A 14,869-nucleotide genomic window follows, 5' to 3' on the forward strand; every position below is an offset into this window, starting at 1 on the left:
CAAAATAGAAAAGAATAAAATATGAATACATTAAAACAATATGAGCATAGAGTAGTTATTACGATTCCTACCTATGGTAAAATGGTGCATTTCTCTGATTTAGAAATACATCAGGAAATGTTGCATCATACTCAATTCCGATTCTTATGGCATGTATCAGAAGATTTTACAATAAATTCTGTCCAGGTATTTGAATATTTTCAGAATTTCATGGATATGGATATTTTATTTTCGTTTTATACCACAATCGGTAAAGAAATAACTTATACAGGTGTTATAACTGCAATGAAAATAGATAATATAGATGGAGCAACAATTGGTTATTGGATTACAGGGAAAAGTAAAACAATTTTAATAGAAGATTTTCCGCACAGTAGTCTTCATCTAAATAAGACTTTAGCTCAAATCATAACAGATACACTTAAAATACAAGTTTCCGGATTATGGAATCTAGGTGATATAATCCCGCGTTATGAAGAGAGAATTGCCAGTTCTATGCAGTCTAATGAATCAGATTGGAGTTACCTTACCCGATTAGCAAAACAACATGGAGAATGGTTTTATTATAATGGTGAAAAAATAAAATTCTGTTTAAATGAATCCGGAATACTATTAAAAAATGGTGTTAATTTGCGTAAATTTGGAATGGAAGTTGTTTTATCCAGTAATAAATCTGCTTTATCAGGATACGACTATAATCAGGCTCTGTTACTTCAAGCCGAGCAAGAACATACTAAAGATCATTTTTCGGATGATTTGATGGTTAATGCTATTCAGACTCAACATGGTCAGTACAGACGAAGATTGTCTGATATGCCTTATTCTTATTATACACCTGAAGCAAAAGATCAAAATACTGTTGATCGTATGAAGAAATTAGATACTTCAGGTAAAGCTTCCAGAATGGTGATTTACTCCGGGATTACCAGAGAACCTATTCATATAGGCAATATCATAACGATTGATGATGAAGGAGTTTCTCATCATGTTATCATAACAAAATGTTCTTTTTACAGTTCAGGGGTTGGTAATTTAAAAAATGAGTTTGAAGGTATTTCTGCGGACTGTCAGTATCCTCCTTATACTGATCCGTTAGCCAGAGGATTTGCTTATGATCAGTCCGCTGTTGTGATAGATAATAATGATCCTAAAGGACTGGGACGTATCAAAGTAAAATACTTTTGGAATAATAAAAACAGAGAAAATGAAAGTGACTGGTTACGGGTAATAACACAGCATGCAGGAGGTGGTAAAGGGTTTTATTGTATTCCTGAAATTGGTGAAGAGGTATTCGTAACCTTTCAGGGGAATCATCCGGATGCCCCTTACGTGTCAGGGACAAATTATAATGGAAGAGAACTTTCAGGTTTTGCTACAGAAGGGAATGATTTGAAAGTACTACAAACCCGAAGCGGAATCAAAATAGTATATAATGACGCCGAAGGTAGTCTGACCCTAGAAGATCCCAGCGGCAATATATCTAATATGGATGGAAATGGTACTATTACTATTGATGCTCCAAAGAGAATAATATTAAACTCCACGGATATAGAGATCAATGCGAGTAATAATCTGCTGATAAGTGTAGGTAATAATCTTTTGATGAGTATCAGTAATATGTTTAATACTTCAGCTTCTTATTTGAAGAATACCGTATCAAACGGGATATCGATGTTTAGTGATACATCTCTGTTTAGTAGTAAGAGCGCAATGCAAATGCAATCAAATGAAATCAATGCTTTGGGAATGAATAAGCTTTTTCTCCATAGTAATCGAATGATTCAGGCAAATAGCACAGGCGTTATGGATTTAAAGAGTTCTGGTGTTATGCATTTGGCTCAGGATGCTAAAGTTGTAGATAATGCACCTGTAGAAGAAATAGCATTAGCGGTGGTTGATTTTCGTCCGACTGATTCATATGATGGCGAATTTGGTTTTGATTGGTTTCGGGTGGGTGATAATGGTTATTATGATTATAAATTTGAAGATGTTCTTCGTGGAGGAGTAAAAGAGATTATTTATGAAGGAGATAAAATTATAGATGTAAGATTAGATGAACATGCTTTAAAGAATGATGAGTATAGAAAAAATATGATTCCTGTACTTAAAGATAGAAGGAAAACAAACCCCAATATTACAGATACGGAATACTTTGTTCCCATATTAAATTTATATACAAAACAGTTTCAAAATAGTATCAAAACAGGGAAGAAACCACCAATTTCAGCAACACTCAAAGTTAAGGTAGCCATAGAGGATAAATTAGAAATGTTAAAACTTGAGTGTACATCCAAACATATTAAAATAAAACCAAAGATATTGAAGGATAAAGAACCTTGTTCAAAAAAAGATTCTATTGATGGCAGTATTACAATAACTTGTGATGCAGATATTGATGGTTTTGATTCAAATCAGGAAATATCAGTTTGGGCATATCCCGAAAGTTCTAAAAACAAATCGAAAGCAGAAAAGGAAAATGATCGAAAGCTGGCGGGTAAAATTGTCATTGGAAGTAATTCGAAGAAACATAGAAATACAACTAAAGTATTAGTTATACCGGTAAAGACAGCAATAGATTCCGGAGATGATGATATGGGTGTATTAGGAGATTTATTACCAAATGAACTTGAAGAGCTTCGTAAGTATTTTTATCAGGCTCTTACATTTGCTGATTATGAGAAGTATGACGGTGTTTTGGATCTTAGTAAAGATAAAGAGTTTCGTGTTACAACGAATAAAGATACAGGAGAAATAAAGTATGGAACTTATATTTTTCAAAAATATGTAGATTATGATTATGAAGCACCAATAACAACAGATAAAGGAATATATACAGATGAGCTTAATTTTTTTGAGTATTTAAAAAAGAAGTTTATTGATGAATTAGAAAAACAGAAAATGGAAATAGATACTTATAGTGACTATAAATTAGTGTTTATATTTGACGAGATTGATTTCCGAACAGGTTCTAGAATAGTTGCTAATATTAATAGATTAGGAAGACTTGATTTTGATGTTAAACTAGAGGAAACAGTAGCTGAAGGCTTAGTAAATGATATTGGTGGAAAAGACGGTGATGCAATATTAGCTTTATTCAAGAGAAGAGGAGCTTCGACTATAGCTCATGAAGTCCTACACTTACATGGATTGTTCCATTCTTTTGATCCTAGATCTCCTTATCTTTTTAAAGCAGAAACTACTGATAACATAATGGATTATGGTAAGCAGCCTAGAAAACACCTATGGCAATGGCAGTGTAAGATTGTAAATCCTAAACTAGAAAACGAAAGATAATGAATAGATTTATTTTAAGAACAACTCTTTTTTGGATTTGTGTCTTGTATTCGGTAAATAGTACAATTATAGCACAGAATAATAATATTCTAAAATCATCTTATATGAGAAAATTTGATATAGTAACATTTGAAAAAAATAAAAATAAAGGGTTTGGTTATGAGTATGAGTATCGATTTGAAAAAGGAGATTCATTAATTCGTTTAGTGGAATCCTCAGAATATTATGGGGAACTAATTACGTATAAAAATAATCCTTATGAAGAAAAAACAGCCTTTTATAAAGATTCTTATACTATGAGAAGTACGGGAAAACGTTTTTATAGTTTTTATGTAGGAGTCTGGCAAGTTTATAATCAGCAGGGAGAGCTTATAAAAGAAACAAACTATGAGTTACCATTTAAATTTACGATAAATGATCTTGCCTGGAAAATTAAGAGAGAATACAATCTTGATATCTTTATTAAAAACTATGAAAAGATTTCGGTTCGTCGAAGTGAGAGACCCTATCCTAATTATCAGGTTATAATGGATTTGGAAGAAAGAGTGATTGAAGTAGATGGTGTAACTGGAGAGACTATACTGGAATTGACTCCCGAAGGTAAAAAAATAATATATAAACACCGTTAATAAAAATAGTTATGCCTAAAATTGTTACTGAACAAGCTCAAATGGAATGTACTTTAGGTACAAAATCGATAGGGTTAATTGTAACCAGTCAGACTTTTATAAAGATAGAAGAAGGATTAATTGCAACAGAAGAGGATAAAGCCGGTAATGTAAATATTCCAAGTTTTGGGAATTGTAAACGTAGTTCTGGTAATCCAACGTGTGCTCCTGTACCTCAGGACTGGCAGGATACTACAATAAAAGAATCTATTAACGGAATGAAAAAATTAACTAAAGATTCTTCGTGTATATGTTCTTTTGGTGGAAAAATAACTTTTACAGATACAGGTAAAAATGTATTTGTTGATGGAGAGTAGTGGCATTATAACATAAACTGTGTAGCCATAAATATATAGTTACACAGTTTATTTCATAGTTTCAAAAAATTATTTTGTTTTTTGTGCCAGAATAGCTTCTTTTAATTCCGCTTTAGCTTCTTCTACTTTTTTTCTTTTCTTTTCGATTTTTTCAGCTTTTTCGTGATCTCTGATTGCTTCGTTTAAATCGTTTGTTTTCTCTTTTACTTTCTCTTCTTTTTCTTTGATTTTTTTATCAAAGTCATTGTATACTTTGTTTGTCGTACAGTTTCTTTGAGTATAATAGATGGCGTCTTCTATTCCTTTAATTTTGTGTTGGTTGCCATACTGTTTAGCATATTCTAATTTTGTGTTTAATTCACATAACTTTCTTTCACAACCTTTTAATCCTTTACAATTACTTTGTGCAAATCCAATAAAAGAAACAGCAAAAAATGCTACTGATAAAATTCTTGTTTTTAATGTCATAATTTTAATTTATTTCTGTTTTCTAAGTTTCTGTTAATAAATATTGTTTTAGGGGAAATATCTTATCTATATTTTTTAACCTGTTCTAATTCAAATAGAGCCTCTTCCAGCTTTCTTTTTCGTTTTTCGATTTTCTCCCATTTTTCATTTTTCATGATGGTTTCATCAAGTTCTTCTTGTCTTTCTCTGACTTTTTTTTCTTTGTCTCTGATTTTTTTATCTATATCATTCCCATAATAATCATTGTTATAATGGTTGTCAGCGTAGCTGTTACCATAATTATAACCGGAATTACAATTCCTTTTAGTATGATATATGGCGTTTTCTAATCCGCGAATCTGACCATATCTTCCATATTGTTTTGCGTAACCAAGTTTTCGGTTTAATTCGCATAGCTTTCTTTCACATCCTCTTAAACCGCCACATTCATCTTGGGCAAATCCAACAATAGAGAAGGTAAGAAATACTACTACTGATAAAATTTTTGTTTTTGAAATCATAGCTTTTTTTTAATTATTTAATTTAGTTTTACTTTTAGTTTTGAGAAATAAAAAAGGTCTGTTTCTTTATTCTTTTCAAAAATAAATCTACCGCAAGAGCCTGTTTGTTGTCTCGTTTAGTAAGTTTTCACATTTCGTTAACATAAAGCATGCCATGATTTTTTAGTGCTGAAAAAAGAGCCTGTTTAAAAATTGTACTTTATATTTTCTATTAATTCTGTATCACTATTTTAGAATGAACTCCTGTTTATTCCGGATTTCCATAAATGTCTTGTCCTGAAATAAGTTTACACAAAAGTGTAAAAACATGGAAAGATATTCCTCCTGCTGGCGCGAGCTCCTAGTTCTTAATGTTTTAGTTTATTTATAATTTTAGGAAATAGTTTTATTGTGGTCACGAGCAAGATGCTCGCGCCAGCGAGGGGACTTTCAATATGAATATATTAGACACTTTACTTTTAAAACATGGGCTGTCCTTAAACTAAATTCTACTAAATTGAATTTTTATAGAATACAATCTATAAATTTTCTTAATTTCCTTAGTTTTTTTAATGTATATTCGTTAATATTACCCTAATTATTTTGATGCTTTTAGATCAAAAAAACATAACCTAGACTTATACAATTTAATGAAAAAATCAATTTTAATTCCAGTATCCCCCGCTAGCGCGAGCATCTTGCTCGTGCTTTAGCTGTTAGTGTATTTAGTCAAAGTTTTACTGTGATCACGAGCGAGACGCTCGCGCCAGCAGGGGCATGCCATGATTTTTTAGTGCTGAAAAAAGGCGATACTCCTAAAAGTATCGCCTTTTTTATGAGGTTGATTTTCATTGTTTTATAGTAGTCCTGCTCTTTTTAATAAAGCTTCAGGTTTTGGTTCCTGACCTCTAAAACGTTTGTATAAGACCATAGGATGTTCTGTGCCTCCTTTTGAAAGTACATGATTTTTAAATTTTGTAGCTGTTTCTCTGTCGAAGATTCCTTTTTCTTTAAAATATTCAAAAGTATCAGCGTCTAGAACCTCTGCCCATTTATAACTATAATATCCGGCTGAATATCCCCCTTGGAAAATATGGGAGAAGGCAGTACTCATTGCATTTTCTTTTACATCGGGATAGATTTGTGTAGAGGCAAATTGTTCATTTTCGAAAGACTTTATACTTTTAATAGCGGAAGGATTCTGACTGTGCCATCCCATATCCAGAAGACCAAAACTTAGCTGGCGCATAGTTGCCATTCCTTCCTGAAAGTTGGAGCTTTCTTTGATTTTATTGATATACTCCATTGGAATGGTCTCTCCTGTCTGATAATGCTGAGCAAATAATGCTAATGTTGCAGGTTCATAGCACCAGTTTTCCAGTACTTGGCTTGGTAATTCAACGAAATCCCAATATACATTTGTTCCTGAAAGCGAAGGATAAATAGTGTTAGCCAGCATTCCGTGTAATGCATGTCCAAATTCATGGAATAGTGTAGTAACCTCATTAAAAGTTAATAATGAAGGTTTTGTTGCCGTTGGTTTTGTGAAATTACATACAATAGAAACATGAGGTCTTTCATTTTTACCATCTTTGTTATATTGAGATTTAAAAGAAGTCATCCAGGCTCCGTTTCGTTTTCCTTTTCTTGGGAAGAAATCGGCATAGAATACAGAAACCAGATTTCCATTCTCTTCTTTTACTTCATAGGTTTTTACTTCTTCATGATATTTGTCAATATCAGATACTTCTGTGAAAGTTAGTCCATATAGTTTCTGAGCAACAGTAAAGGCTCCGTTTAGTACTTTCTCTAACTGAAAATAAGGTTTCAACATTTCATCATCCAGATTGAATAATTCCTGTTTCAGTTTTTCAGAATAATAGGCACCATCCCATTTTTCAAGTTGTTTTATTCCGTCTAATTTTTCTGCAAAGGCAGTTAACTGTTCAAACTCTTTTTTTGCAGCAGGTTTCGCTTTTACTAAAAGATCATTTAAAAATGTTTTTACTTTTTCCGGATTTTCTGCCATTCGTTCTTCCAGAACAAAATGGGCATGACTCTTATATCCCAGAATAACCGCTCTTTCATAACGAAGTTTTGCTATTTTCAATACAATTTCCTGGTTGTCCAGTTCATTGTTCTGAAAACCTTTTGCTCCGAAGGCAATCGCCATTTTTTTACGTAATTCACGATTTTCAGCATAGGTTACAAAAGGAATGTAGCTTGGGTAATCCAATGTAAATATCCAGCCTTCTTTTTGTTGATTTTTAGCCAGTTCAGAAGCTGCTTCTATAGCTCCTTCGGGTAAACCTGCCAAATCTTTTTCTTCCGTAATGTGTAATTGAAAAGCGTGTGTTTCTGCCAGTATATTTTCACCGAACTGTAAACTCAGTTTAGATAGTTCTTTATCGATTTCACGAAGTTCGTTCTTTTTATCTTCGGTCAGATTTGCTCCGTTTCGGGCGAAACTTTTATAATTTTTATCCAGTAATGTTGTTTGTTCCGGCGTAAGGTCTAGGTTTAATTTTTGTTCGTAAACCGCTTTTACTCGGGCAAACAGTTTTTCATTTAATCGTATATCGTTGCTGAATTCAGATAATAGAGGAGAAACTTCAACTGCTATTTTCTGAATAGTATCATTGGTCTCAGCAGAATGCAGATTAAAAAAGATGCTTGAGATACGATCCAGTTTATCACCACTAAAAGATAATACTTCTATTGTGTTTTTAAATGTAGGCGTTTCTGAATTATTTATGATGGCATCAATTTCCGCTTTAGCAGTATGGATGGCTTCTTTAAAAGCAGGAAGAAAGTCTTCCGTTTTTATTTTAGAAAAAGGAGCGGTGTCCAGTTTTGTATCAAAAGGTTGTAATAATATATTCATGATTGTTTTATTCTTGAGATTTTATAAAGAGAGTAATAAATGACTGTGTATTTATTGCCGTTTTAGTTTTTCGGATGATTTATAGACTGATTCTTTCAGGCTTTCTTTATAAGCTATAATTTTGTCAAGAACGATTTTATCATGACTTCCTATAATCTGAGCAGCAAGTATTCCTGCGTTTTTTGCGCCATTTAGTGCTACTGTTGCAACCGGAACGCCTCCTGGCATCTGAAGGATAGATAAAACAGAATCCCAACCATCAATCGAGTTACTGGATTTTACAGGAACACCTATAACCGGTAGTGGTGACATTGAGGCAACCATTCCGGGTAAGTGTGCCGCTCCGCCTGCTCCGGCAATAATAACGGAAATACCACGAGTATGTGCATTTTTGCTATAATCAAATAGTTTTTCAGGTGTGCGGTGTGCAGAAACAATATCTACCTCTATGTCAATATTAAATTCTTTTAATATATCTATTGCTTCCTGCATTACAGGCATATCAGAGATACTGCCCATTATAATTCCTACTTTACTCATGTTTTTAAGAGGTTTAAGGTTTAGTGTGTTTAAAGTTTGTTGAGCTACAGATAATATCTTACATTTTACATCTCACAAAAAACTATCAACTATCAATTATTAATTATCAACTATATTAGCTGACAACTCTAATCGTGTTTTTTACTTTTTCAGCAATTTTTCGTGCTTTCGCAATATCCTCATTTACAATCGTAACATGTCCCATTTTTCTGAAAGGTCTGGTTTGCTTTTTGCCGTATATATGTGGTGTTACACCAGTCCATCTTAATATAGTTTCTATGTTTTCATAAGTAACATCACCGGAAAAGCCTTCCTCTCCAACTAAGTTTACCATGATTCCTGCAACTTTGCTGTCTGTATTTCCAAGAGGAAGATCAAGTATAGCACGTAAATGTTGTTCGAATTGTGATGTATAACTTGCCTCAATACTGTAATGTCCGCTGTTGTGTGGGCGAGGAGCAACTTCGTTAATTAGTATCTGATCGTCTTCTGTCTGAAACATTTCAACAGCAAGAAGACCTACATGATTGAATTTTTCTGATACGTTTAATGCTATTTCTCTAGCATTATCAGCTACTTTATCCTCTATTCTTGCCGGGCATATTACATATTCCACCTGATTTGCTGTAGGATGAAATTCCATTTCAACAACAGGATAAGTTTTGATTTCTCCGGAAGGGTTTCTGGCAACAATCACTGCTAATTCATTTTTGAAAGGTATCATATTCTCTGCAATACATTCCACATTTGGAAGTCCTGACAGATCACTCTCGTTTTTTATTACTTTTACACCATTTCCATCATAACCGAACTGAGTACTTTTCCATACAAAAGGAACAGCAATTGTTTTATCTTCTACTGCTTTCTGTAAAGAGTTCAAATTTTCAAAGTGTTGGTAAGGAGCTGTCGGTATATTGTGTTGTGTATAAAAGTCTTTCTGAATACCTTTATTCTGAATAAGTTTCAGGGTTTTAGGAGAAGGGTATACTTTTATACCTTCTTCCTCTAATTTTTCTAAAGCTTCAATATTAACATGTTCAATTTCAAAAGTAAGTACATTGACTTGTTTTCCAAATTGGTAAACGGTATCAAAATCCATTAGGTCTCCTTTAAAGAATTGATTACAGGCTATTTTGCATGGAGCTTCATCGCTTGGATCCAGAACATAGGTTTGTATATCAAACTTTCTGGTTTCGGTCAACAACATTTTACCCAGCTGTCCGCCACCTAAAATGCCTAATTTAAAATTGGAAGAAAAATAATTCATTGTGTTGTATGTCGTTTGTATTGCCAAAGATACTTTATAATGAATTAATAGTAAAATGCTATTTTAACTACTTTAATTATTTTTGAAGATGCTTTATCAGAATAAACTTAGAAGGTCATTTGTTGCTCTGTTTTTAAATTGAATATAACCTTCCATTATTATTCCTTTTTGTTCTGCTTTTTTTGCCTGAATTTGTAATTTTTTAATCTTTTCGGTATGCTTTGTTATTGATTCAGGAATGCCGGAAGTTGTAAGTTTATCAAAATTGATGTAAACAGAGAAAAAATAATCAGAGGTCTTTAAGGCTGACGTTTTTTTAAATTTATCAGAAGTGCTGAATCCTAAGTATTCTGATTCAGCAAATGTTTTGAAAGCATATAAAGGAAATACTTCCTGATTTACTGTTCCGTCTGATTGTATAAGATTCTGATTTTTCAGGTAATGTGTCATCGGAACTACATCTGATCTTAAAGAAAGATAGATTTCCGGTACCTTTGATTCCTTAACAGTTTGTATTTCTGTCATTTCAAAATCATCATCATATTCGTAGGTCGTAATTGTGTCCTGTTGAATAACAGATTGTACTATTTCCAGATCAGTATAGTCTTTATAATATTTTAAAATACTGTCTGTTTGTATTGTATACTCTCCGATGTTGTATTCTTTTTTTAGTTTTTTTGGATCCAGAGCAGTGTTCAGTCCTATTTGTACGGTATTTCCCTTGTTGAATATTCTGTGTTCAGTATGATCCGGAATTATAAAAGGACCAAAAGGAAGAACAGATGTTGTTAAAACTAATTTATCTTTTATAAAATCAGCTTGTATTGTAGCGTTATTGTTGAGGTAAACGATGTGATTCTTTTGTTTCTTTAGTTTTTTGATCCGTTCATCACTATTAGAAAGCATATTTTTAGAATCTAAAATATCTATTAATATATTCTTCGTGTTCTCTCTTTGAAAAGAATAAGAAAAAGCTATTTTGTTGTTTGTATAAGCAAAAGTGATTTTTCCATTATCAGTATTACCGAATAGAATTCGGTTCTCTATTTTCGTAAAAGTTGAGGTAAAATGTTTTTTGATAAAACGTTTCACTTTTGCAGAATCAGAAATAGGGAAGGAGCAGAAATAAGTGTCGTCGGATTTTGAGGATATAGTATATATCAAAAGATCTGAAGGGATGCTAAATCCTGTTTCATTCCATTTTTTATGAGTTTCTTTTTTTTCCGAAGAGGATTTTTTAAAAAGATTAAAAACGGCTTCTTTAGCCATAGTTATCAAAATGGTATCAATGTCGACTTTTAGAATAGTCTGAGCCTCTTTATGTATTGTGTCAGAATAAGAGCGGTATTTTCTGTACTGTAAATAACCTATAAATAGTAATAGCAGGAAGAAGACCCCTGCTATTACTATTATACTGTACTTAATGTTCTTTTTGTTCATTTAGTATTTTAAACTGTCTATTAAAGAAAATAAATATTCCAGTGCGTTTTTATTCTTATCAGGAGTTTCAATGATTACTTCTCCGGAAACAGTATTTCCTTTAATACGTGTGGCTTTTGCGTATATGTCACCGGACTTGCTCAGAGCAGTATTAATCTTCATTGATTGGAACAGGTCTTTAATTTCCTCAATACCATTTAATTTACCGTTTAGTTTTTTAGGACTGAAATAACCTGAAAAATAATTCTGTGACAATAGTTTTTTGTGTTTTGATGATAGAGAGGATTTAAACTGATTGTTTTTTATATTCTGCATATCTGTTAAAGAAGTCCCGAAAAAGAAAATATCATCTTTGATGGTCATATACATGTTGATGATGTTGTCTTCGTTTTGTTTGATAGGTGCTACTTTGTAGATTATATTATCCTGAGTAGTAAGTATATTCTTTTTAACACCATAACGCATCAGTTTTTGAGTTAGTCTGGTATCATCCGAAGAAAACATGAACAGAAAATCAGGAAGAGTTTCTTTCTTTGTTTTTTCTATTTCAATATATTCATAATTATCATTATACTGATAGTCGATATAAGGAACTTCTTTTTGCGATATGTCTGTAAGGATAAATAATCCGTCTCCTTTGATTACTTTACTTATGGCTTCTTCATCAATGATTAGAGAGAGAAAATCAGAGGCTAATTCAGCTTCATCTTTGTAATCTCCGAAAAGAGTATTTACATATATATTCTGTATTATTTTTGGGAATTCTTCCAGATAAGCCTTTGTATCCATACTGTATCCCATATAGGCTATCATTTTATTTTCATTGATATATTTGAAGAATTTTTTATTAATTTTCTTGTTGTATATTTTCTTGTAGCTTTCAGCCATATCTTTATCTACATCCATGTGATAGGTCATACGAGCCATATCCTTTTCCATAAACAGTTTGACCTGCATACCGTGATACCACTGCATGAAATTAATGTCTTTAGAAAAATAATAACTTGTAGAAGGAATGAAATAATTATAAAGGTTACCAAGGTTTGCAACCCATAATGAAGCCATTGCTTTATTGTCGATACTTTTCAGATAAGAAGAGTTTGTTAGTATGGAAGCTTTATTGTTACCGAAAAATAGTTCATCTGCTTTCAGAGTAGTCCATTTTGACTCCAGACTGTCTCTTGTTCTCAAATCCTTATAGTAATCGGTGTTATCTTCAGGAATTTGAGTAACTTCATGTTCATCGTTATCATAATCTTTCGAAAGAGGAGTAGTTGCAGGTAAAGTATCATAAACTGACGGATGTAGAACTTCTTTTTCATAAACAGGTTCTTCAGCTTTAGTAGCTTCTGTTTCCTCATAATCTTCATAATAAGACTCATTAGTAGCAGTAGAATCTGCTACCGGATAAGCATCCTCATAATAATTATAGTTATAAGGTTCATTATAGGTCAGTCCATAGTGAGCAGCAATTTCTTTATTATCAAAGAAAGAAGTTCTCAGATCGCCTGTGATAAAAAGAGCAAACTGGTCATTCCATTTTAAAACCATATTGGAATTGTCTGACATTGTTCGGATATTACCAGAAGCAGTTTCAATTTTTTTGTCTTTAAACAAATTGCTAAATTTATCTGCATCTTTCAAAGGAATTAAAACGCAATTGTATTGAATACTATCTGTTGACAGATTGAAATAATATACAGAATTCATAAGGTCAATACCTGTATCCTCAATACTGCTATACGCTTTATCTGAGTTTTTAAATAACTCCTTTATTGTTTTTTTACCAATAACAGAAGAGTTGAATCTTTCAATTGATAGCAAGTCGAAAAAGGTATTACTTTTTACAGAAGCAACAACCAAGGCTTCCTTCGGTATTTTGGTGGCTAAATCTTGAGCCTGAACAGCAATAAGAGTTAAGGACAATAAGATTGTCCAAGAGTATTTGTTTATCATACTTATTTGGATAATTGAATGGTATTTGAAATATTTGTTTTTCCGTTAATTAGATCTAAAACAGGAGACTGAAGCATGGTTGCTTTTTTTGATTTTGATATTTTAGCTAATGTGTTCCTATTCGATACGATATCATTTTCAAACCTGTAAATAGAAGTGTAAACGGCTGTTTTGAAAACGGTTTTGTCCTCTGTTTTTAATTTGTCATATTGTTTTTTAGCAGTATCAGTATACTTGTAGTTTCTTGAAAATATTTTTGTTGTTTTATTAAAACTATAGTGTGAAGTATTTACAGCCGTTATTTTTTGTTGTTCCAGTATCTTTTTTGTAAGATCATTTATATTTGATATATCTTTAAAAGAGAAACTGACAAAAGCAATATAGTTTTTGAAATCAACTGATTTTTTAATATTAGTTATGCCCTCTGTTTTTTTAAGAAAATCAACCGCCTTGTCTAAGTTTTTCCGAATTTCCTGTTCATTTGGAACTTTATGACCGTTTATGCTGTCTAAAAGCAGGATAGAAGCAATCTTTGTTTTACTCTGACTAAAGTTGCATGTAATTACCATATCACCAGTTCCGTTGTTTTTTAAATTAATTTCCTCAATGATCTGAAAACAGGAGGTCAGACTTAAAAGCAGAGGAACAAAGAAAAGATATTTTAGTTTTTTGTGCATGATGTATTTGTTGTCATAAACTTTAAAAAAACAAACTTTTGTTGATAAAAATACAAATTATTTCAAACAAACGGTAATCGTCTTAAAAAAATGATATATCGGGGTTGTTTTAGATTGCTGAAAAATACAAAACGAACAAGATTTACCCTTTATTAAGTTTTGTTGTTTGCTGTTTTTTGTATATTTTTAGAAAAAATTACAAATCAGTTAAATTATTTCTGTGGTCTGAAAGATACTGTTTATCATGTAGTAAGAGGTAATTATGGCAATAATCTTAATTATCAATACAGACTACTCAATTCTAATTCAGTATATTTGCGAAAATTTTATAATTCATTATGCAAGAGATTCAGATTCATGACAAATATTTTGTCCCTTTTATTTCTGCTCAGGAAATAGATAAAGCTATAGCAGATATGGCAGAACAGGTAGCATTAGAGATGGGAGATGAGATACCGGTTTTTGTAGGTGTATTGAATGGCTCTTTTATGGTAGTTTCAGATTTTATGAAACATTATAAAAAGTCCTGTGAAGTAAGTTTTATCAAACTGTCCTCTTATGAAGGTACTACTACGACTAATCAGGTAAAACAACTGATTGGACTTAATGAAGATCTGGAAGGTAAAACAGTAGTTATTATAGAAGATATTGTTGATACAGGGAATACCCTTGTAGAATTGAAACAAATGTTTGAAGAGAAAAAGGTAAAGCAGCTAAGAATAGCTACATTATTTTTGAAACCGGAAGCATATAAAAAAGATATAAAAATAGATTATGTTGGTATAGAGATCCCAAATAAGTTCATAGTAGGCTATGGTTTGGATTATGACGGATTGGGCAGAAATATACCGGCGATTTATCAAGTTAAATAAATACACA

General features: G+C 32.1%; 12 protein-coding genes. 4 read left to right on the plus strand and 8 right to left on the minus strand.

Annotated elements, in window-relative coordinates; all coding sequences use genetic code 11:
- The first annotated feature begins 21 nt into the window (after positions 1-21).
- The 3 genes from AC4FQX_RS09305 (at position 22) to AC4FQX_RS09315 (ending at position 4,279) form a co-directional block, all read left to right on the plus strand.
- A complete protein-coding gene (locus AC4FQX_RS09305) occupies positions 22-3,294 on the plus strand; it encodes a phage baseplate assembly protein V (protein ID WP_491167415.1) in 3,273 nt (1,090 codons plus the stop codon).
- Positions 3,295-3,398: 104 nt separating this feature from the next.
- The gene (locus tag AC4FQX_RS09310; RefSeq protein WP_491167416.1) at positions 3,399-3,923 is read left to right on the plus strand and encodes a hypothetical protein; all 525 of its coding nucleotides are present in this window, start codon (positions 3,399-3,401) and stop codon (positions 3,921-3,923) included.
- An 11-nt stretch (positions 3,924-3,934) separates the two neighbouring features.
- Positions 3,935-4,279 carry a DUF4280 domain-containing protein gene (locus AC4FQX_RS09315; RefSeq protein WP_491167417.1) on the plus strand — a complete coding sequence of 115 codons (345 nt, stop codon included), beginning with the start codon at positions 3,935-3,937 and terminating at the stop codon, positions 4,277-4,279.
- 69 nt (positions 4,280-4,348) lie between these two features.
- Here the strand turns inward: AC4FQX_RS09315 and AC4FQX_RS09320 are convergent, their stop codons facing one another.
- From AC4FQX_RS09320 to AC4FQX_RS09355, 8 genes are all read right to left on the minus strand, one after another.
- On the minus strand, positions 4,349-4,747 hold the full coding sequence (locus AC4FQX_RS09320; protein WP_491167418.1) for a DUF1090 family protein: 399 nt from the start codon (positions 4,745-4,747) through the stop codon (positions 4,349-4,351).
- A 62-nt stretch (positions 4,748-4,809) separates the two neighbouring features.
- Positions 4,810-5,247 (minus strand): DUF1090 domain-containing protein, encoded by a 438-nt coding sequence (locus AC4FQX_RS09325; protein ID WP_491167419.1) that lies wholly within the window; start codon positions 5,245-5,247, stop codon positions 4,810-4,812.
- A gap of 835 nt (positions 5,248-6,082) precedes the next feature.
- Entirely contained in the window at positions 6,083-8,110 is a 2,028-nt protein-coding gene (locus AC4FQX_RS09330; RefSeq protein ID WP_491167420.1) for a M3 family metallopeptidase, read from the minus strand.
- A 51-nt stretch (positions 8,111-8,161) separates the two neighbouring features.
- Positions 8,162-8,650, minus strand: a complete 489-nt coding sequence (gene purE, locus AC4FQX_RS09335) for a 5-(carboxyamino)imidazole ribonucleotide mutase (protein ID WP_491167421.1) — start codon at positions 8,648-8,650, stop codon at positions 8,162-8,164.
- A 115-nt stretch (positions 8,651-8,765) separates the two neighbouring features.
- Entirely contained in the window at positions 8,766-9,917 is a 1,152-nt protein-coding gene (locus AC4FQX_RS09340; protein WP_491167422.1) for a 5-(carboxyamino)imidazole ribonucleotide synthase, read from the minus strand.
- Between the two features lie 96 nt (positions 9,918-10,013).
- Complete coding sequence (locus AC4FQX_RS09345; protein WP_491167423.1) at positions 10,014-11,357, minus strand: hypothetical protein; 1,344 nt, start codon at positions 11,355-11,357, stop codon at positions 10,014-10,016.
- Positions 11,358-13,313, minus strand: a complete 1,956-nt coding sequence (locus AC4FQX_RS09350; protein WP_491167424.1) for a hypothetical protein — start codon at positions 13,311-13,313, stop codon at positions 11,358-11,360.
- 2 nt (positions 13,314-13,315) lie between these two features.
- The gene (locus AC4FQX_RS09355; protein WP_491167425.1) at positions 13,316-13,990 is read right to left on the minus strand and encodes a hypothetical protein; all 675 of its coding nucleotides are present in this window, start codon (positions 13,988-13,990) and stop codon (positions 13,316-13,318) included.
- 338 nt (positions 13,991-14,328) lie between these two features.
- Between AC4FQX_RS09355 and hpt the strand changes: the two genes are divergently transcribed.
- Entirely contained in the window at positions 14,329-14,862 is a 534-nt protein-coding gene (gene hpt, locus AC4FQX_RS09360; protein WP_491167426.1) for a hypoxanthine phosphoribosyltransferase, read from the plus strand.
- Positions 14,863-14,869: the final 7 nt, after the last annotated feature.

This window comes from Flavobacterium sp. AK-301, assembly GCF_058310215.1.

Excerpts from the sequence above, each read along its gene's own strand:
- AC4FQX_RS09305 (WP_491167415.1), top strand. The coding sequence starts at position 22 with ATGAATACATTAAAACAATATGAGCATAGAGTAGTTATTACGATTCCT.
- AC4FQX_RS09310 (WP_491167416.1), top strand. The coding sequence starts at position 3,399 with ATGAGAAAATTTGATATAGTAACATTTGAAAAAAATAAAAATAAAGGG.
- AC4FQX_RS09315 (WP_491167417.1), top strand. The coding sequence starts at position 3,935 with ATGCCTAAAATTGTTACTGAACAAGCTCAAATGGAATGTACTTTAGGT.
- AC4FQX_RS09320 (WP_491167418.1), bottom strand. The coding sequence starts at position 4,747 with ATGACATTAAAAACAAGAATTTTATCAGTAGCATTTTTTGCTGTTTCT.
- AC4FQX_RS09325 (WP_491167419.1), bottom strand. The coding sequence starts at position 5,247 with ATGATTTCAAAAACAAAAATTTTATCAGTAGTAGTATTTCTTACCTTC.
- AC4FQX_RS09330 (WP_491167420.1), bottom strand. The coding sequence starts at position 8,110 with ATGAATATATTATTACAACCTTTTGATACAAAACTGGACACCGCTCCT.
- purE (WP_491167421.1), bottom strand. The coding sequence starts at position 8,650 with ATGAGTAAAGTAGGAATTATAATGGGCAGTATCTCTGATATGCCTGTA.
- AC4FQX_RS09340 (WP_491167422.1), bottom strand. The coding sequence starts at position 9,917 with ATGAATTATTTTTCTTCCAATTTTAAATTAGGCATTTTAGGTGGCGGA.
- AC4FQX_RS09345 (WP_491167423.1), bottom strand. The coding sequence starts at position 11,357 with ATGAACAAAAAGAACATTAAGTACAGTATAATAGTAATAGCAGGGGTC.
- AC4FQX_RS09350 (WP_491167424.1), bottom strand. The coding sequence starts at position 13,313 with ATGATAAACAAATACTCTTGGACAATCTTATTGTCCTTAACTCTTATT.
- AC4FQX_RS09355 (WP_491167425.1), bottom strand. The coding sequence starts at position 13,990 with ATGCACAAAAAACTAAAATATCTTTTCTTTGTTCCTCTGCTTTTAAGT.
- hpt (WP_491167426.1), top strand. The coding sequence starts at position 14,329 with ATGCAAGAGATTCAGATTCATGACAAATATTTTGTCCCTTTTATTTCT.